Here is a 17,442-nt window from a genome sequence, read left to right as displayed (position 1 = left end):
TAACAGGCATCCATGACAAAAACCTCTAACTCGATCATTCAGCAATTACAAATTGTATTTTCATTTTCTATACTGCTGCTGATTTTCAGTTTATTAGCTTCTTATTACAGCACACAAAAACTGATCAACAACTCGGAGCTGGTCAATCACACCAACCAGGTTTTGATTGAGGCCGAAAGCATTATCTCGCACGTTAAGGATGCGGAAACAGGACAACGCGGCTTTCTGATCACCGCCGATCCGACTTTTTTGCAGCCCTACAACGACGCTTACGAAAAAACCACCAACAGCTACAACAATCTCAGTGAAATTACAGCCGATAATCCGGTCCAGCAAAAGAATCTCCGTGAAGTAAAAGCATTGTACGAAGCCAAATTCGGGCAAATGCAATACATTATTGATCAAACCCGGAAGAACGCCAACCTTACCGAAGATCAGGAATCGAGGGTGCGGGAAATGACAAAGGGCAAAAAGATCATGGACGATCTGCGCCTGCTCGTCGAACGCATTAAGGCTGAGGAAAATCAAGTTCTTGCCAACCGACTTGAACAGCAGCAGATTTACATTAAATACACGCCCATACTGCTTGTTTTTGCGGCACTTATTTCCATCCTGATCACTGTGTTTGCCTATATGCGTATCAAAAATGATATGGATAAAAGGATTGCGGCACAAAAACTTGAAATGGCGAAATACGCTGATACGGAGCGTCGCATCAATCAAATAGAGCAGATTACGCGGCAAGTTTCGGAGGGAGATTATTCCATCAGAAGCAATGACGAAAGCGAAGATGACCTGGGCCGCATTTCGTCTGCGCTAAACCGGATGACAGCTTCACTCGAACAAACTTTCCTGGATCTGAACAGCAAAAACTGGCTGCAAACCGGCGCCGTGAACATCAGCGATGCCATCCGGGGCGAACGCATTTTGAAAAAGCTGACGAATAACCTGATCAACACCATTACAACTTATTCAGGAGCGCAGTTAGGGACGATTTACATCCTCGATAACGACTGGAATTTCAGATTATCAAGCAGTTATGCTGCCGAGAATGCACCTGACGTTATAATAACGGGCTCGGGCCTTGCGGGCCAGGTGATCGCAAGCAAAAAACCCATGTTTGTTCACGATGTGCCGGACGATTATTTACGTGTCACTTCCACATTAGGAACAGCAAAACCCGCAACATTGGCAATTCTGCCGCTCATTTATGCTTATGAATGCATTGGCGTCATTGAGCTGGGCTTTTTGAAAACACCCGGAACACTTGAACAGCACTTTTTGCAGGATAACCTTGAATCCATTGCCACGGGAATTAACTCTGCGCTTGATTACTTGAAATTGCAGAATTTCCTGGAAGAGACGCAGGCGCAATCGGAGGAACTGCAAACGCAGCATAATGAGCTGGAAAACCTGAATGCAGAGCTCGAAGCGCAATCGCAAAAATTGCAGGCGTCGGAAGAAGAGCTTCGTGTGCAGCAGGAAGAATTGCAGCAGACCAATGAAGAACTTGAAGAAAGAAGCGGACTGCTGGAAGAGAAAAACCTCGAAATCCTTAAAAAAGCAGAGGAACTCGAACTCACCACGCGCTACAAGTCCGAATTCCTGGCGAATATGTCGCATGAGCTGCGCACGCCATTGAACTCAATTCTGTTGCTGAGCCGCTTACTCGCTGAAAATGATGAGAAAAATCTGAGTGGTGAGCAAATTGAATATGCAACGGTCATTCAATCATCAGGAAACGGTTTGCTGGGGCTGATCGATGAGATTCTCGATCTGTCTAAAATAGAGGCCGGCAAAATGGAGCTGGATTATATGACGGTTTCGGTAAAAGAAATCACTGATGACCTGAAAGGATTATTCGCGCCTGTGGCCAGGGAAAAAGGACTCGAATTTGCGATTCAAATCGAAGATGCCGTTCCGCCGGTGATTGAAACGGATAAGATGCGCTTGGAGCAGATCCTGAAAAACCTGATCTCGAATGCATTGAAATTCACGTCGCAAGGTTCGGTTAAAATCAATGTAAGCGCGAAAGCGGGCAATGAACGCATGCTGAATTTCGCCGTAACCGACACAGGCATCGGCGTGGCACCTGAAAAACAGCAGCACATTTTTGAAGCATTCCAGCAGGCCGACGGCTCTACAAAACGCAAATATGGCGGCACGGGATTGGGACTTTCGATCAGCCGGGAGCTTGTAAAATTGCTTGGCGGCGAAATCACATTGAGCAGCGTCTTGAACGAAGGCAGCACATTTACACTAACCGTCCCGGTTGCGAGGGCTTACGGAGCGCCTGCGCCTGAGCCGAAAACATATTTCCTCAACCACAGCGAAGAATATCTGAAAACCGCGCCTGTGGACGACAGCACGCGTTTTATCAGCACCGTAATTCCGGAAAGCATTGCCGATGACCGGGCCAGCATTGAAGCGACAGACAAAACAATTCTCATCATCGAGGACGACACCATGTTTGCAAAATCGCTGCTGGATTACACGCGCAAACAAGGTTACAAAGGAATCGTGGCCGTGCGGGGAGATGAAGGATTGAAACTAGCGCAGACATTCAAGCCCATGGGCATTTTGCTGGACATTGAGCTGCCCGTGATTAGCGGCTGGGCTGTGATGGATCAGCTTAAAGCGAGCCCGGAAACGCGGCATATTCCTGTGCACATTATGTCATCGCACCGCATGAAAAATGAAAGTCTGCTCAAAGGAGCCGTGGATTTTATTGATAAGCCTGTTGCGCTGGACAAATTGCAGGAGATATTTAAAAAGATCGAATTTGTTGTCAGCAAGCAAAGCAAGAAAGTGCTTATTGTTGAAGATAACTCCATGCACGCCAAGGCATTGGCTTACTTTCTGTCTTCTTTTAACATTAATTCAAAGCTAAAAAGTGACATTAACGAAGGCGTGGAAGCATTGCAGAATAATGAGGTGGATTGCGTGATCCTGGACATGGGCATTCCGGATAAAAAGGCTTACGAAATGTTGGAGCTTGCCAAAAGAAGCCCAGGATTTGAGCACATTCCCATCATTGTTTTTACTGGAAAAAGCCTTTCAATGACTGAGGAATTGCGCATTAAGCAATATGCAGATTCCATTATCGTAAAGACTGCCCACTCCTACCAGCGCATGCTCGACGAAGTTTCGCTTTTCCTGCATGTGGTTGAAGAAAATAAGAAAGGTTCACAAAAATCATCTGACAGACCGAATCTGGGCGCATTAGGCGAGATTTTGAAGGATAAGACAGTCCTGATTGCAGATGATGATGTCCGGAACATTTTCTCGCTTTCGAAGTCGCTGGAAACATATAAAATGAATGTGCTGACCGCATTGGATGGCAAAGAAGCATTGCAGCGTTTGGAAGAAAATCCGGATGTGGATGTGGTGCTGCTGGACATGATGATGCCGCAAATGGACGGCTATGAAACGGCCAGGCGGATCCGCGAAAACCATAAATGGCGCAACCTGCCGGTGATTGCTGTAACCGCCAAGGCCATGACGGGCGACCGCGAGAAATGCATTAATGCAGGCGCATCGGACTATATTACAAAACCTGTTGACATTGACCAGCTGATGTCGCTGCTGCGCGTTTGGCTGTACGAAAAGTTTTGATCCGCTGGAAAAGATAGCTTCTTATGAGTAAGAAAAGAGTGTTGATTATTGACGACGATGCAAGGAATATTTTCGCATTGAAAGCAACATTGAAAGCCAAGTCGTTTGACTGCATTTCGTGCACCGGCGCGCATGAAGCACTCGATTTGCTGCGCACCAGCGAAACGGTGGACGCCATTTTGGTGGATATGATGATGCCAGAAATGGACGGTTATGACGCGATTCCAATGATCAAAAAAATAGAACACAGGAAGCAGACGCCCGTGTTTGCAGTGACGGCCCAGGCAATGGTGGGCGACCGCGAAAAGTGCCTTCAAGCCGGAGCGGACGATTACATTTCTAAACCGATTGACGTCGATAAATTACTGCATCTTTTAAAAGACATATAGGAATAATGATTGAGGACGAGGATGTTGACCTTTTGCTGAATGACTTGCTGGACATTTATGGCTACGATTTCACCAGCTATTCCAAGGCTTCGCTTAAAAGGCGGATTGTAAGGCTTTATTCTCTGGACAAATTTCCCAGCTTTGCCGAATTTCGTTATCGCGTACGAACCGACGAAAGTTATCTGAAAAGGTTCGTCGAGGAAATCACGGTTAATGTGACTGAAATGTTCCGCGACCCTTCGTTTTATAAATCGGTGCGCGAAGACATATTGCCGGTGCTCGGCACCAAACCATTCATTCGCGTGTGGCATGCGGGCTGCTCCACTGGAGAGGAAGTTTTTTCAATGGCCATCTTGTTAAAAGAAGCGAATCTGCTGAAAAAATCACTTTTGTATGCCACTGATTTGAATCCAAGCGTGTTGGAAAAAGTGCGAAAAGGGATCTTTCCATTGCAGCAAATGAAGCAATATTCCGAGAGTTACATTGCTTCCGGCGGCGTGAAGGACTTTTCACAATATTACACAGCCAATTACGGACAGGCGAAGTTCGACAGGGAGCTTTCCGAAAAAATCATCATTTCCACGCATAATCTCGTTTCAGACAGTTCGTTCAATGAATTTGATCTCATATTTTGCAGAAATGTCCTGATCTATTTTGAGAAAGATTTGCAGGACAGGGTTTTAAAATTGTTTGACGCCAGCCTTGGCTCTTTGGGATTCCTGGCTTTGGGAACCAAAGAGACATTGAAGTTTTCCGTGGTCCAGAATAACTTCAAACAGCTTAACCGGGAAAAGATATGGAAGAAAATCGTTTAGAAAACGGAGTAAAAGCTTTGGTGATCGGTGGTTCCGCGGGAAGTTTACAAGTGCTTTTCAGCTTGCTTCCGTTACTGAAAAAAGATTTTTCAGTGGCCATCATTATCGTGCTGCACCGCCGTCATTCTGCCGATTCATCCCTTTCTGAACTGTTGTCAACCAAATCCCTCGCTCCTACCCACGAAGTTGAGGACAAAGATGTGATCCTGCCCGGACACATTTATCTTGCTCCTGCCGATTATCATTTGCTGATCGAAAAAAACCATTCATTTGCTTTGGACTATTCTGAGAAAGTTAATTTCAGCCGCCCCAGCATTGACGTCACATTTGAGTCTGCCGCAGAAGCCTACGGTCCTTCCCTTGCTGCATTGCTTTTGTCGGGTGCTAATGAAGATGGGACAAAGGGACTTTCGGTGGTGAAAAAAAATGGCGGTGTCACCGTCGTCCAAAATCCTGACACCGCGCAAATGCCTTATATGCCGCATTATGCGCTGATGCACACGGTGATTGACCACGTTTTAGATGTGCCGCAAATGGCCCAGTTCATCAACAATCTGCATTGAATAGCGACGCCATTGTCTCCTTTGAAATCGTTTCTGGCATAGTTTTCATAATCAACCGTTGATTAGTGCCATAAAAGCTAGCATCCGTCTTTCTTTCTCAGGTGATTTGTGGCGAAATTTGTCTCAATCAAATATTACATCACATGGCAAAGCCTAGCAAATTATACAGCGTTCTTTTTAACAAGTGCCCGAGATGCGGCGTAGGTGATTTTTTCATTTCAAAAAGCGCCTATAATCTTCGAAACTTTGACAAAATGAACAAGCACTGCCCGCATTGCGGTGAGAATCTTGTGCCTGAGCCGGGATTTTATCAAGGCGCACTTTACATGAGCTATTCGTTCTATGTCGCCTTTATGGTGATCTATTTCCTGATCTTCGTCAATTTTTTCGAGCAATATCTTGACTACTTTTTGATCAGCATTATTCCCGTTTTGATCATTCTAACACCATTGTTTTACCGGCTTGCACGTCGTTCGTGGCTTGCATTATTTATCAAACCGGCTTCCGACGAACCTTCATCGGTTAAGCATTAACGCCTGACGGGCTGATTGGCGGATTTGGACCTGAAAACCTCCGGCGTCATGCCCGTTTCTTTTTTGAAAAAACGCGTGAAATAAGAATTATCGCTGAAATTGAGCTTATAGGCGATCTGCGAAACTGTCAGATCGATGTTAATAAGCAACCTTTTGGCTTCCAGCACAATGCGGTTGCGGATCACCGAGCCTGCTTGCAAACCAAGATGTTCTTTACAAACTGCATTCAGGTGATTGGGGGTAACATGCAGCAGATCAGCATATTCACCGGGTTGGCGCAGATTTGCGAAATTCTTTTCGATCAGCTTTTGAAAGTTTTTGATCAAGGGATTTTTCTGACTCGCAGCCATGTGATGCTGCTCTCTGGACTGGCTTTGTTCGAGCAGCAAAAATAACTGCAACATTAAAACACGGATCATATCTTCCCTGAAAGGGCCCTTAGGCGCCTGCAAAAGCAATTGTTCGAAAACAGAGGCAATGCCGGATTGAATTTCAGGCTTAATGTCGATCACACCATGGCTGCTGTCGCCGTCGAAAAAAGAGAAAGCATCGAGATAATCCGGCTGCAACAAAAATGACCGGAAGAAGAGCTCAGAAAAGTTTACGACATAACCCTCGATCTCACCGTCAAAATCCCAGGCATGCACCTGCCCGGGAATCATGAAATAAATCTGAAACGGTTTTACCGTAAACCGGTTAAAGTCAATCGTATACGAACCTGCGCCTTTGGTAAAAAGCACAAAATGATAAAAACTATGGCGGTGCGGAAATACAAGGCTTTGATGCTCTTCCAAATACGCTGAAAAACGGCTGATCATCACGTCGTCCTCTTTGTATTCGGAGAGCGGTCCTATGTCAAGTCGCGGGAACGTCGTCTGCATGGGAAACAAAATCTTTGATGATTTTTCCCGGCAATTTAACGATATAGTCTATCATGGACGATTTTTGTGCCTTTTTAAATGATTCCTGATTTTGAGCCATGCGCTGGACCTGTCTCAAATTAACCTGGCCAGCCAGCAATGCTCCCGCAGACGGCATATGCAATACTCTGCTCGTTCCGTAAACAAGCGGGTCTGTGTCCCAGATCCCCGAATGGTGCCAATAATGAACATTGTCCCAATCCGGCCGGTCAATGATGGGATAGTAACAAACACCCCACAACGGAATCCCCTCCTCGATCAGCTTGCAGCTTTCCTCAGCCACCATACTAATCCAAATCGGCCTGTCTTCCAGCGGGTGACTCGTTTCCGTCAGCACGACGGGCACATCGTAACGCAAATGCGCTTCCCGCAGCAAATCAGACAATCCGCGCCATCTCGGATCCATGATCGGATCATTCCAGCCCATATACTGGTGCGTTCCGGCAACCCACTGGTTATTATAATAGTAATTAAAACCCAGCATATCCAGATATTCGGGCTTGCCACCCAGCTCCGGGCATATTTTGCCGCAAAGCATATCAACTGCCTGATATTGAAGGTCATGCTCGGCCTGCACACGCTGGATCTCCAATGCATCTGCACCAAATTCGGGCACGACATTGATCAACGGCTCGGTGGTCAGGATCCGGATGCGCGGATCATATTCTTTGAGTGCCTGCACGCCCGCAATGTATGCACGCATGAGCGCGTACTTCATTTCCCAGCCATTATTGCGACTATAAGGAGCGGTTCCGGCCGCATCGCCACCCAGCCAGGATATAAAGCCAACCTCATTGATCGGCGTCACGATCAGCGGCAGTTCGGGAGACATGTGGTTGTAGAAAAATGCAAATGCTTTGCATAATGCCACAAACCGCTTCGTGAAATGCGGATGCAACGGCGTAATGTCGTCCGGAAAACCAAAATGACAAATATCCCAGATTTGCTGCACACCCTGCCGCTGCCCGGCCAGGATCATTAGTTTGACTGAACTGAAATCATATTGATAAGGCTTCACTTCAACCTGACTCCACCTGATTCCTTCGCGAACGGTGCGGATATCAAACTGCCGCAGCATCTCATAATCCCTATCAATCACCTGCAAGTGACCGGTGTCCTTCAACAGGTCCACCCGATCCCCATGGATATTGAGCTGGTCTGCACATTCAAATCCTCCCATCCAGAAAGATTTAAACGGGTTTTTGATTTCTGTCATTGCTCGGCGCTGATTCGGTTCTTCGTCGCGCTCATCGCAGGCAATGAAACAATTTTTTTGTTTTTATAAGTTGAAGCCATGTAATCAGTCATTCCAGCACAAGTCAAATCCCACGAATTAGTCAGCAAAAACTTATCGACGTTATTCAGCCATTCTGTTTTGTCACCCATGTCAAGCCACTTGGCAATGCATTTGACAAATTCAGCGCTGTTTTTAGCAATAGAAACCAGTTTGTTCTTTCCATAAGGATTCACCACATCGCGAATCGCGGAAGAAACAACGGGCTTGCCTGCACACAAGTACTCGGGCGTTTTGGTCGGGCTGATGAAACGCGTTGATTCGTTCAACAGGAACGGCACGAGTGCAACGTCCCAGCCAGACAAATAAGCGGGAAGCTGATCATAAGACCGTGCGCCGAGATAGTGAATGTTCTTATTTTTTGGAAGCGTCGCCGGATCGATCTTCACCACCGGTCCAATGAGCATGAGGTTCCAGTCCGGGCGTGCATTGGCGATATCTTCAATAAGCTTAATGTCGAAACGCTCATCAATTACGCCATAGAAACCAACTTTTGGTCCTTTGATCTTGGCTTGGTCAGCTGGCTCGCTGTTCTGCTTTCTTGCCTTTCCAAAATGCTTTTTATCAATGCTGCTCGGGAACGGGTGAATGTTCGCGTGCAGATTTCTTTTCGATTCAAAAAGTGAATGTCCGCCTGTAAACACTACATCCGCTTTTGTAAGCAGGTTTTGTTCAAGACATTTAAGTGAGTCCGGCGCAAATTTGAATGCCGAAAGTTCGTCCATGCAATCGTAAACCGTAAGTCCGGGCGTGATATGCGACGAGAATTCCAGCGCCATTGGCGTATAATACCAGAAGATGAAGTCATCCAGGTTTTTATTTACAAAAAACACCTTGATAAGCTCGCGAAGCTGCTTATTAACCTCATCCTTGCTGAGTCCGGCGGCCAAATGCGGCACACAAACCCAGAGTTCTGGCAGGCGTTGTGAAAAGGTCAGATATGGAACGTCCGTTTGACCAAAAATTGGTTCTTCCAGAAAATAAACGGCGGTTACATCTGAAAAACGGGTTAAAAGATGCTGTGGCCGCTGGTAAACAAAATCCCATCTAAGATGTGAAAAACAAAGCATGTTTTTCGGAAGTGTTTCCTGATCCTTAGCTTGGGTAGGCGCTAATTGTTGCAGATGATTTTTAGAAAAATCCTTGCTGATTGCAGTATCGACCATTATGATTATGAATGTTGATGAATGAATAACCCGTTTTTCCACTTCGGAAGACTCTCACATGTCGAAACGGATCTTTTTTCCAAGCCCATGATAAATTACTATGCCAGACTTGCCGGGCGCTCTTTTTCACTGGTTTTAAGGGTTGTTAGTGGAAGATTTTTGTGCACGACACAGAATTTTCGTGGCGTTGTAGATTCGTTTGCTCAACAAGTTGTTTCTGGCATTTATAGGCCAAACTGAACGCCTACGCATAAACGCACCTGCCTCTTTGCACGGAAAAACTAATAATTATCTGTAATATTAGGTCTGTAAACCCGAGTTTGCGTATGCGCAAAAATTTTACATTCCTGGTCATCGCGTCTTTCCTTGTTTTTGCTTTTTCTGCTGAAAAACAGGCAGGGTCAATCGGTGTTTCCCAGAGTATAAGCCTGTTTCGGGAAGATGCGAAAGCTTATGCAGCCCAGCTGAATGAACTGGAAACGGTTTTCCGCAACATTGACGCCCAGGAGCCGCGGACAATCGAATTGGCGAAAGAAAGGCTGATCGGCGTGAGGGAATCTTATAAGCAAATCGAATATTTCTTAGAGCATTTTTTCTTCACTTCTTCCCGGATTTACAACCGCCCACCCAAAAACGAAATTGAGGAACCCTATCTCGAATACATGGAGCCGTCGGGGATGCAGTATATGGAAGCCATGCTGTTTGACAGCATTACCGAGGATTCAAAAGGCGATTTGATTGCCCAGGCAGAGCTGCTCAGCCATGCCGCCAGCGACTTGCACGCATTGCTTTACAAATTTGAAACCGACGATAAACAGATTCTTGCAAGCGTCCGACTGGAACTGATTAGAGTCATTGCGCTCGGGATCAGTGGATTTGACGCGCCATTACTTAAAAGTGGAATCAGCGAATCAGAAACTGCATTAAAAACGCTCGATCACGTGCTACAACCTTACATTAAGGATAGTCACAGCGACAGCGTTCAATTTTATCTGACAAGCTCCATCGCTTATTTGAACGCTAATCAGGATTTTGATTCATTTGACAGGCTTAAATTCCTCATGGATCAAGCCCTGCCGTTACAAACGCATTTGCAGGAAATGATCAGCAAAATGAATCTGGAAAGCCCGATGCCGGGCATGCTTAATCCTGAGGCGCCACATTTATTCAGCAACAATGCGCTGAAAAAGCGTGATTCATCGGCCGTGCCAACTGTTCTTGCCCAGCAGGTTTTATTGGGAGAAAAGCTTTTTTTCGAAACCCGTTTGTCGGGCAATAACACCAAGAGCTGCGCTTCATGCCACAATCCTGCTAACTATTTTACGGACGGCCTGCCGAAAAGCATTGGCATTCATCCCGAAACAACGGTCAGGCGGAATGCGCCTTCCCTTTTTTACGCGGCAGCACAGCACAACCAATTCTGGGACGGCCGCGCCAAAACGCTTGAAGCGCAGATTGAAAATGTCCTGCGCGATGAGGCGGAAATGAATGGTGATCCGGGTAAGAGCTTTCAGTTTTTGGCTAAAAACAAAAAGTACAAGGGCTTGTGGAAAAAGGCATTTCCAAAAACAAGTGGCAAACCGAACGAAAAACAGCTTTACACAGCCTTAGCCGCCTATATCCGCACATTAACCCCTTATAATGCTCCTTTTGATCGCTATTTAGCGGGAGACCGCGGGGCGATGACCGCAGAACAAGTCAGTGGTTTCAACTTATTTATGGGAAAAGCGCAATGCGGCACGTGCCATTTTGCGCCTCTTTTCAATGGTCTTATTCCGCCTTTTTACGCATTAACCGAATTCGAGATCATTGGCACCACTGCCAACGACGACCTCGACCATCCCGAAAAAGACAATGACAATGGCCGCATGGACGTGCGCGCAACGCCTTATTATCAGGCCGCATTTAAAACGCCAACGGTCAGAAATACGGGAGTAACCGGCCCGTATATGCACAACGGCGCATTCGGCTCACTCGAAAAAGTTATTGATTTTTATGACCGCGGCGGCGGTGTTGGACTTGGGCTGGATGTGCCAAAGCAAACACTTTCTCCTGCCCCGTTGAACTTGACCGAAAAAGAAAAGAAAGACATCATCGCATTCCTGCACGCCCTTACAGACACCATATGAAAAGAAATTTACTGCTCATCTTCCTCCTTTTCCACATTAAACTGGCTTACGCACAAACGGGATTGTTGCGTGGGCCTTACTTGCAATCGGCAACCTCATCCAGCATGGTGATACGCTGGCGGACAGATGCGGCAACTTCCAGTCTGGTCCGCTACGGCACTTCCCCGGATGCTTTGAATATGCAGGCTGAAAAATCCGCTTCAGAATCAGAACACGAAATCAAACTCTTAAATCTCGCTCCGGCAACGCGCTATTATTATTCAATCGGCTCGTCGACCCAGGTTTTGCAGGGCGACGCCGAAAATTATTTCCAGACGACACCGACGCCGGGCACAAAAGGAAAATATAGATTCGGCGTCCTCGGCGATTGCGGCACCAATTCAGCCACGCAGCAGCGGGTGCAAGAGGCCGTTTTGAAATATTTAGGTGATGAATATATGAATGCATTGCTCCTGCTGGGCGATAATGCATATAGTTTCGGGCGCGATGCAGAATATCAGTCCAACTTTTTCAATTTTTACAAAGACACATTTCTAAAAAAGAACCCCGTTTTCCCAACGCCCGGAAACCACGATTATAACAACGACAATCCAGACCGGCAAAACGACCATAATGTTCCTTATTACGACATTTTCACACTTCCAGTCCAGGGCGAAGCCGGCGGCGTAGCATCCGAAACCGAGGCTTTTTATTCCTATGATTACGGGAATGTCCATTTTCTCTCGCTCGATTCTTACGGCAAGGAAGATTATGCGACCCGGCTTTACGACACGCTCGGCAGGCAAGTTCAGTGGATCAAAAAAGACCTCGCAGCGAATCAGAATAAGGACTGGATCATCGCCTACTGGCATCACCCACCCTATTCGCAAGGTTCGCGCAATTCTGAAACGGAGAAAGACCTGATTCGCATCAGGGAGAATTTTATCAAAATCCTGGAAAGAAACGGCGTCGATCTGATCCTGTGCGGTCATAGCCACGTGTACGAGCGCTCGCGCCTTATGCAGGGACATTATGATAAGGCCGAAACATTTGATGCGGTCAAACATAATCTGAGCACATCCTCGGGGCGTTATGACGGCTCGCCCCAATCTTGTCCGTATTTCAAAAAGACTGAATCCAATAAAGGAACCGTTTATGTGGTTTCAGGATCAGCCGGGCAGCTCGGTTCACCGGCAGCCGGTTTTCCGCATAAGGCCATGTATTATTCGGATGCCGAGCGTTCCGGCGGGCTTGTGCTGGAAGTGGAGCATAATCGGCTGGATGCCAGGTGGATTGCCACAGACGGCGAAATCCATGACCAGTTCACAATCGAAAAAGACATTAGCAAGGAATCGAGCATTACGATCAGAGCGGGTGAAAGTGTCGAATTAAAACCTTCATTCATCGGCACACATTTGTGGAGCACGGGCGAAACCACGCCGACCTTAAAGGTAAGCCCTGCGCAGTCGACGGATTTTGAAGTCAAGGACGAGCAGAACTGCATTAATGACATTTTCCACGTCAATGTAACGCCGAAAGACGTTGTGCTGGCTGCGAATCCCGATCCGCAAAGGTTTGATGTCGAGCTCATCCCCAATCCTTCCGCTGCGGGACAAATGCAGATCAGGCTCGTTGAAAAGGCTTCTTTCGGCGTTAATATGACATTAATGGACGTTTCCGGACGGATTTTAGAAGTTAAGAAAATGACATTGACTGAAATGCCGGCGGCTTTTTTGCCAGAAAATCTGGGAGCAGGCGCTTATCTGCTTAAAGTTGAGTCTGCCGGACGGAGCCTGGTGAAAAAGCTTGTGATTTATTAGCTTTCAACCCGCATCTGGATCAATGCATTTTCCAGCGCCTTAATGGCGATTGCAACGTCCTCGTAGGTTGTCCGGTAATTTACAAATGCTGCTCTGATGCACAGTTTGCCGTTTAAAGTTGTGGGCGTCATGAAAACCATTCCGTCTTCATTCAATGTGCGAAGGAATGCCGTTTGATCTAATTCCTGATCTTTCAGGCAAAAGCTGACCACATTCAACCGCAGCGGGGCCGCCAGCTCGAACAATTCGCTTTGCGCAATGTAGGCCGCAAGTTCATTGGCGCGCGCAATGCTGTTTTCCACAATCCACTGAAAACCCGATTTCCCGTAAGCATTCAGACTAAACCAGGCGGGTAATGCACGAAAACGGCGGGAATTTTCGGGCAGTAAATTGAGGTAAGTAAAGTTCTCCGACACATCGCCCAGATAAGGCGCATTCGTGTTTTGAAAACTCTCGACTTGCAGCACCGCATGCGCTTTCCTGACGAGAATAACCGCGCTGTCGTAAGGCACATTCATCCATTTATGACAATCGACGGTAATGCTGTCCGCTTGCTCCCAGCCTTTCAGCAAATGTTCATGCGCGAGAGAACATGCTGCAAAACCACCAAAAGCAGCATCCACATGAAGCCAGAAATCGTAACGCTTTTTTAAGCCAACAATCGCATTAATGTCATCGAAATCGACCGTGTTGACAGTTCCCGCGCTGCAACTTACAATGACGGATTTGCCTTTGGCGGCAATTAATTTTGCTTCCAGGTCAGCAACATCCATTGCTTCCCGCTCAGATAATGTGTCAATCTTCAACAGGTTATTACTGCCAAAACCGAGCATAGACATTGATTTGATCACCGATGAATGCGGCGTTGCGGACATCACGAGGATTTCGGGTGACATGCCGTTTCTGGAAATGTCGATGCCCAGTTTCCGGCCAGCCCATTGCCTCCCCACAGCCAGACCTGTGAAATTTGACATGGTGGCGCCGGTAACAAATCCGCCATGGAAGACGTCCGGCAAACCGAAAAGCTCACACATCAGCGAAACGGTTTCCCTCTCAATGATCGCCGAAACGTCACCAGCGCCTTTGATTGACTGCACATTCTGATCAAAAACGGATGTCAGCCAGTCACCCGCAATGGCCGCCGGCGTTGTGCCGCCTGTGACAAATCCCCAGAATCTTGGTCCCGCGCTTGCTACGATGAGTTTTTGGTAATTTTCTTTAAAGTAATCAAGACTTTTTTGCGTGCCCAATCCTTCTGCTGGCAACTTCGCCGACGCGATTTCCAGATCATTTGCATAAGTCGGCAGGTCAGAAAGCTCGTGAAGGAAATCCAAGCTTCTGTTTTTTACATGGTCAAGAATCTCGTCAATGTGATCGAGATCTTGTTTTAGCGCATTATTCATGGCAATTGTTTTGAAATAAAATTAAGGAGTGGTGAGCGTAGAAACCCAGCGCCTGTGGTAATTGATCTGGCCGAGGTGATAAGCAAGATGCGTGGACAAATGCGTAAGAATAAGCTCAATCGATTGGCTCGCGAACATATCAAGAACTTCGCGCGGATATTCTGCTTTTAACTGGTTTTCCGATAAGGTGTTAATGGATCTGATGACGATTTCTGACACATTCTCAACTTCTGCAATCAGTTCATTCTGTGTAAAATAACGCGCTGCAAATTCGGCATCCCGATTCCTGACATATCCAACATTACCCAATGTAAGCCCCACGTAAGTGCGTAGGTTACCAATCAAATGCTGGCACAAATTGCCGCCGGTGTTGATCGTTCCCGGCAAAGGCACCCATAATGAATCTTCCGAAGGATAGGCTGCTATTTCGTTCCGCAGCTTTTTCAGATCGCGCTCAAAGAGCTGAACAATAATTTCATTTCCCATAGCTAATAAATGTTTTAATGGTGCAGCTCAATTTAAAAAATCCATTCAGCTTTCCATGCGGCCTGGCGTGCTGATAGAAACATTAAATCGAACTGCAATGCAAAATTGCATCCTCATGAATAGAAAAAACAGATTCAGTTTTGTTAATTTTGGCCATAACAGATTTTTGAATCAAATCACATGGCGGAGGCAATAATCGACCGGGACGAATTCCTATACACCCAGGTTGCGGAACGATTGGCACATCAAATAGAGCATAACCTGCTCAAAGTCGGCGATAAACTTATTTCGCTCCGGGCACTCAGTAAGGAACAGGGCATCAGTTTGAGCACCGCATATAAGGCATATGTTGAGCTTGAAAACAAAGGTTATGTGGAAGCGCGGCCCAAATCCGGATATTTTGTCCGTTACAGATCGGCGCCGCAGATGAAAGTCCAAGCCGCAAAAATGTCTGTCGACCAACTTGCTAATCCCGATGTGGACGAAATGATCCGGAAAATTTATCAAAGGTTGACGCGGGAAGGCACGATCAGGCTGTCGACTGCTGCGCCGTCCGTCGAGCTGATTCCGGTGGCGAAGCTCAATAAAGCATTGATGGAAGCTGTCCGGAAAAGTGCGCATAGCTGCACGCAGTATGAAGAAATTCAGGGAAACCGGAATTTGAGGAAGCAAATTGCGAAATATGCATTCAACTGGAATGGCAATGTTACTGAGGATGAGGTCGTAACAACGCATGGGTGCATGGAAGCGCTGGCGTTTTGCCTGCAAGCTGTGGCGAAGCCCGGCGATATGGTGGCTGTGGAAAGCCCCAATTATTTTGGCATTTTTAATGTGCTTAAAAATCTGGGTCTGAAAATATTTGAAGTGCCAGGTGATCCACAGGACGGACCTGACATTGATTTTCTGGAAGAATCCTTAAAAACGACGCCGATCAAAGCAGTTCTTTTTGTTCCCAATTTCTCCAATCCGACGGGAGCCTGTATGCCGGATCAGCGGAAGCAGCAGTTGGTTCAAATGCTTGCTGAAAGGGAAATCCCGCTCATTGAAGATGACATTTATGGAGAAATGTATTTTGGTAAAAACCGGCCTAAAACTTGCAAGAGTTTTGATAAAAAAGGACTCGTTATGCTGTGTTCTTCTGTTTCCAAAACGCTGGCACCGGGTTACCGGGTCGGCTGGTGCATCCCGGGCAGATTCATTGATAAAGTGCTTAGCAACAAAATCGCGCACACCGTTTCCTCCGCCACCCCGACACAAACTGCCATCGGATATTTTTTCGAAACCGGCCGCTACGACCTCCATATGCGGAATCTGCGGAAAGCGCTACACATGCAATGCCTGCGTTACACCCAGGCGATCACGGAATATTTTCCAGCCGAAACCAAAATCAGCCGTCCGCAGGGTGGTTACGTATTATGGATTGAGTTGAATCCGAGAATCAATGCTTTCGAGCTTTTTGAAGCCGCAATTCTGGAAAACATCAGCATATCACCCGGTCATATTTTCAGCATTAATGGCAGATTTACGAACTACATCCGGATCAGTTTTGGTGCGCCATACAGTGCGGGAATTGATCAGGCTTTGCTGAAACTAGGTTCATTAATCGCAGCTCGGATGAACTAAAATCAGGCAAAAAGTGCCTTGATCACTTCCAAAACACGCTCAGCAGTGACAGAATCCAGAATGCCAATCTTTTTGGAAAGCCTCACTTTATCAATCGCCCGAAGCTGATCAATTGCGATCTGCCCTGTTTTGTTACTCACCGTGCAATCAATGCGGGTAGGATATCGCTTAATGGTTGAAGTCAATGGCGCAACAATGACCGTGTTGAGCGCCCGGTTCACTTCGTCGGGCGAGACAATGACGCAGGGTCGCGACTTTTGAATTTCACTGCCAATGGTCGGATCTAAGTTCAGAAAGTAAATTTCGAATCGCCTGACTACCACGTCCATTCCGATTCGTCAAATGCATTGGTCAGTCCATCCAGCAAATCTTCATCTTTCTGGGAATCGGCCTGGCGAAATTGCTCTTCCCAACCCGCCCTCGGATTTTCAGTTGCTGACTCAATGACAATGGCAGCGCCCTTAACCTCCACGTTTACAATGTCTTTGATGTTACATTGCTCCATCATGTTTTTTGAAAGGATAACACCCTGGGAATTTCCAATCTTTCTAACCCTTACCAGCATAGGACAAAGTTATAATAATGTTATAACAATCAAAAGCGCTTTCTGGTCTCCAATCTTGAACAGTTTTTACGCTTCCAACCTGATAATACGCTCGATCACTCACTGCAACAACATTGCAATTAGTTGATTTTCAGGACTTGTA

15 protein-coding genes are annotated in these 17,442 nt (G+C 46.6%); 8 read left to right on the top strand and 7 right to left on the bottom strand.

The window, feature by feature from the left end; translation table 11 throughout:
* Nucleotides 1-12: 12 nt before the first annotated feature.
* The 5 genes from AC0IYG_RS05745 to AC0IYG_RS05725 all read left to right on the top strand — a co-directional run bounded on the left by AC0IYG_RS05745 (nt 13) and on the right by AC0IYG_RS05725 (nt 5,915).
* Nucleotides 13-3,615, top strand: a complete 3,603-nt coding sequence (locus AC0IYG_RS05745) for a response regulator (RefSeq protein ID WP_471710128.1) — start codon at nt 13-15, stop codon at nt 3,613-3,615.
* Nucleotides 3,616-3,638: 23 nt separating this feature from the next.
* Nucleotides 3,639-4,004, top strand: coding sequence for a response regulator (locus AC0IYG_RS05740; RefSeq protein WP_471710127.1), 366 nt, complete (start codon nt 3,639-3,641; stop codon nt 4,002-4,004).
* 5 nt (nt 4,005-4,009) lie between these two features.
* Nucleotides 4,010-4,819, top strand: a complete 810-nt coding sequence (locus AC0IYG_RS05735; protein ID WP_471710126.1) for a CheR family methyltransferase — start codon at nt 4,010-4,012, stop codon at nt 4,817-4,819.
* Nucleotides 4,801-5,382 carry a chemotaxis protein CheB gene (locus AC0IYG_RS05730; RefSeq protein ID WP_471710124.1) on the top strand — a complete coding sequence of 194 codons (582 nt, stop codon included), beginning with the start codon at nt 4,801-4,803 and terminating at the stop codon, nt 5,380-5,382. The genes AC0IYG_RS05735 and AC0IYG_RS05730 overlap by 19 nt, the downstream gene beginning before the upstream one ends.
* A gap of 143 nt (nt 5,383-5,525) precedes the next feature.
* Nucleotides 5,526-5,915, top strand: a complete 390-nt coding sequence (locus AC0IYG_RS05725) for a DUF983 domain-containing protein (RefSeq protein ID WP_471710123.1) — start codon at nt 5,526-5,528, stop codon at nt 5,913-5,915.
* Here the strand turns inward: AC0IYG_RS05725 and AC0IYG_RS05720 are convergent.
* From AC0IYG_RS05720 to AC0IYG_RS05710, 3 genes are read right to left on the bottom strand one after another with little or no spacing between them, the layout of a single operon-like run.
* Complete coding sequence (locus tag AC0IYG_RS05720; protein WP_471710122.1) at nt 5,912-6,796, bottom strand: helix-turn-helix domain-containing protein; 885 nt, start codon at nt 6,794-6,796, stop codon at nt 5,912-5,914. The two genes, AC0IYG_RS05725 and AC0IYG_RS05720, sit on opposite strands and share 4 nt — an antisense overlap.
* Nucleotides 6,771-8,051: an amine oxidase gene (locus AC0IYG_RS05715; protein WP_471710121.1), complete on the bottom strand. Its 1,281-nt coding sequence runs from the start codon at nt 8,049-8,051 to the stop codon at nt 6,771-6,773. Before AC0IYG_RS05715 ends, AC0IYG_RS05720 begins: the two co-directional genes overlap by 26 nt.
* The gene (locus AC0IYG_RS05710; RefSeq protein WP_471710119.1) at nt 8,048-9,295 is read right to left on the bottom strand and encodes a glycosyltransferase family 1 protein; all 1,248 of its coding nucleotides are present in this window, start codon (nt 9,293-9,295) and stop codon (nt 8,048-8,050) included. Before AC0IYG_RS05710 ends, AC0IYG_RS05715 begins: the two co-directional genes overlap by 4 nt.
* A 326-nt stretch (nt 9,296-9,621) precedes the next feature.
* On the opposite strand from AC0IYG_RS05710, the gene AC0IYG_RS05705 reads away from it, so the two are divergent.
* The gene (locus AC0IYG_RS05705; RefSeq protein WP_471710118.1) at nt 9,622-11,424 is read left to right on the top strand and encodes a cytochrome-c peroxidase; all 1,803 of its coding nucleotides are present in this window, start codon (nt 9,622-9,624) and stop codon (nt 11,422-11,424) included.
* The gene (locus tag AC0IYG_RS05700) at nt 11,421-13,223 is read left to right on the top strand and encodes a metallophosphoesterase (RefSeq protein WP_471710117.1); all 1,803 of its coding nucleotides are present in this window, start codon (nt 11,421-11,423) and stop codon (nt 13,221-13,223) included. The genes AC0IYG_RS05705 and AC0IYG_RS05700 overlap by 4 nt, the downstream gene beginning before the upstream one ends.
* Here AC0IYG_RS05700 and AC0IYG_RS05695 read toward each other — a convergent pair.
* A complete protein-coding gene (locus AC0IYG_RS05695) occupies nt 13,220-14,626 on the bottom strand; it encodes a pyridoxal phosphate-dependent decarboxylase family protein (RefSeq protein WP_471710116.1) in 1,407 nt (468 codons plus the stop codon). The genes AC0IYG_RS05700 and AC0IYG_RS05695 overlap by 4 nt on opposite strands.
* Nucleotides 14,627-14,647: 21 nt before the next feature.
* Nucleotides 14,648-15,112 (bottom strand): DinB family protein, encoded by a 465-nt coding sequence (locus AC0IYG_RS05690; RefSeq protein WP_471710115.1) that lies wholly within the window; start codon nt 15,110-15,112, stop codon nt 14,648-14,650.
* A gap of 180 nt (nt 15,113-15,292) precedes the next feature.
* On the opposite strand from AC0IYG_RS05690, the gene AC0IYG_RS05685 reads away from it, so the two are divergent.
* Entirely contained in the window at nt 15,293-16,735 is a 1,443-nt protein-coding gene (locus AC0IYG_RS05685; RefSeq protein WP_471710113.1) for an aminotransferase-like domain-containing protein, read from the top strand.
* Nucleotides 16,736-16,737: 2 nt separating this feature from the next.
* On the opposite strand, the gene AC0IYG_RS05680 is transcribed toward AC0IYG_RS05685, so the two are convergent.
* Nucleotides 16,738-17,064: a type II toxin-antitoxin system PemK/MazF family toxin gene (locus tag AC0IYG_RS05680; RefSeq protein WP_471710112.1), complete on the bottom strand. Its 327-nt coding sequence runs from the start codon at nt 17,062-17,064 to the stop codon at nt 16,738-16,740.
* Nucleotides 17,052-17,300, bottom strand: coding sequence for an AbrB/MazE/SpoVT family DNA-binding domain-containing protein (locus AC0IYG_RS05675; RefSeq protein ID WP_471710110.1), 249 nt, complete (start codon nt 17,298-17,300; stop codon nt 17,052-17,054). Before AC0IYG_RS05675 ends, AC0IYG_RS05680 begins: the two co-directional genes overlap by 13 nt.
* Nucleotides 17,301-17,442: the final 142 nt, after the last annotated feature.

This window comes from Dyadobacter sp. AC419, assembly GCF_979253085.1.
Note: the sequence above shows the minus strand (reverse complement) of the source record. Positions and strands in the feature narration are given on the sequence as shown.

Coding starts and splice junctions, on each gene's coding strand:
- AC0IYG_RS05710 (WP_471710119.1), bottom strand. CDS start 9,295: ATGGTCGATACTGCAATCAGCAAGGATTTTTCTAAAAATCATCTGCAA.
- AC0IYG_RS05725 (WP_471710123.1), top strand. CDS start 5,526: ATGGCAAAGCCTAGCAAATTATACAGCGTTCTTTTTAACAAGTGCCCG.
- AC0IYG_RS05735 (WP_471710126.1), top strand. CDS start 4,010: ATGATTGAGGACGAGGATGTTGACCTTTTGCTGAATGACTTGCTGGAC.
- AC0IYG_RS05690 (WP_471710115.1), bottom strand. CDS start 15,112: ATGGGAAATGAAATTATTGTTCAGCTCTTTGAGCGCGATCTGAAAAAG.
- AC0IYG_RS05700 (WP_471710117.1), top strand. CDS start 11,421: ATGAAAAGAAATTTACTGCTCATCTTCCTCCTTTTCCACATTAAACTG.
- AC0IYG_RS05715 (WP_471710121.1), bottom strand. CDS start 8,051: ATGACAGAAATCAAAAACCCGTTTAAATCTTTCTGGATGGGAGGATTT.
- AC0IYG_RS05695 (WP_471710116.1), bottom strand. CDS start 14,626: ATGAATAATGCGCTAAAACAAGATCTCGATCACATTGACGAGATTCTT.
- AC0IYG_RS05740 (WP_471710127.1), top strand. CDS start 3,639: ATGAGTAAGAAAAGAGTGTTGATTATTGACGACGATGCAAGGAATATT.
- AC0IYG_RS05675 (WP_471710110.1), bottom strand. CDS start 17,300: ATGCTGGTAAGGGTTAGAAAGATTGGAAATTCCCAGGGTGTTATCCTT.
- AC0IYG_RS05685 (WP_471710113.1), top strand. CDS start 15,293: ATGGCGGAGGCAATAATCGACCGGGACGAATTCCTATACACCCAGGTT.
- AC0IYG_RS05680 (WP_471710112.1), bottom strand. CDS start 17,064: ATGGACGTGGTAGTCAGGCGATTCGAAATTTACTTTCTGAACTTAGAT.
- AC0IYG_RS05720 (WP_471710122.1), bottom strand. CDS start 6,796: ATGCAGACGACGTTCCCGCGACTTGACATAGGACCGCTCTCCGAATAC.
- AC0IYG_RS05730 (WP_471710124.1), top strand. CDS start 4,801: ATGGAAGAAAATCGTTTAGAAAACGGAGTAAAAGCTTTGGTGATCGGT.
- AC0IYG_RS05745 (WP_471710128.1), top strand. CDS start 13: ATGACAAAAACCTCTAACTCGATCATTCAGCAATTACAAATTGTATTT.
- AC0IYG_RS05705 (WP_471710118.1), top strand. CDS start 9,622: ATGCGCAAAAATTTTACATTCCTGGTCATCGCGTCTTTCCTTGTTTTT.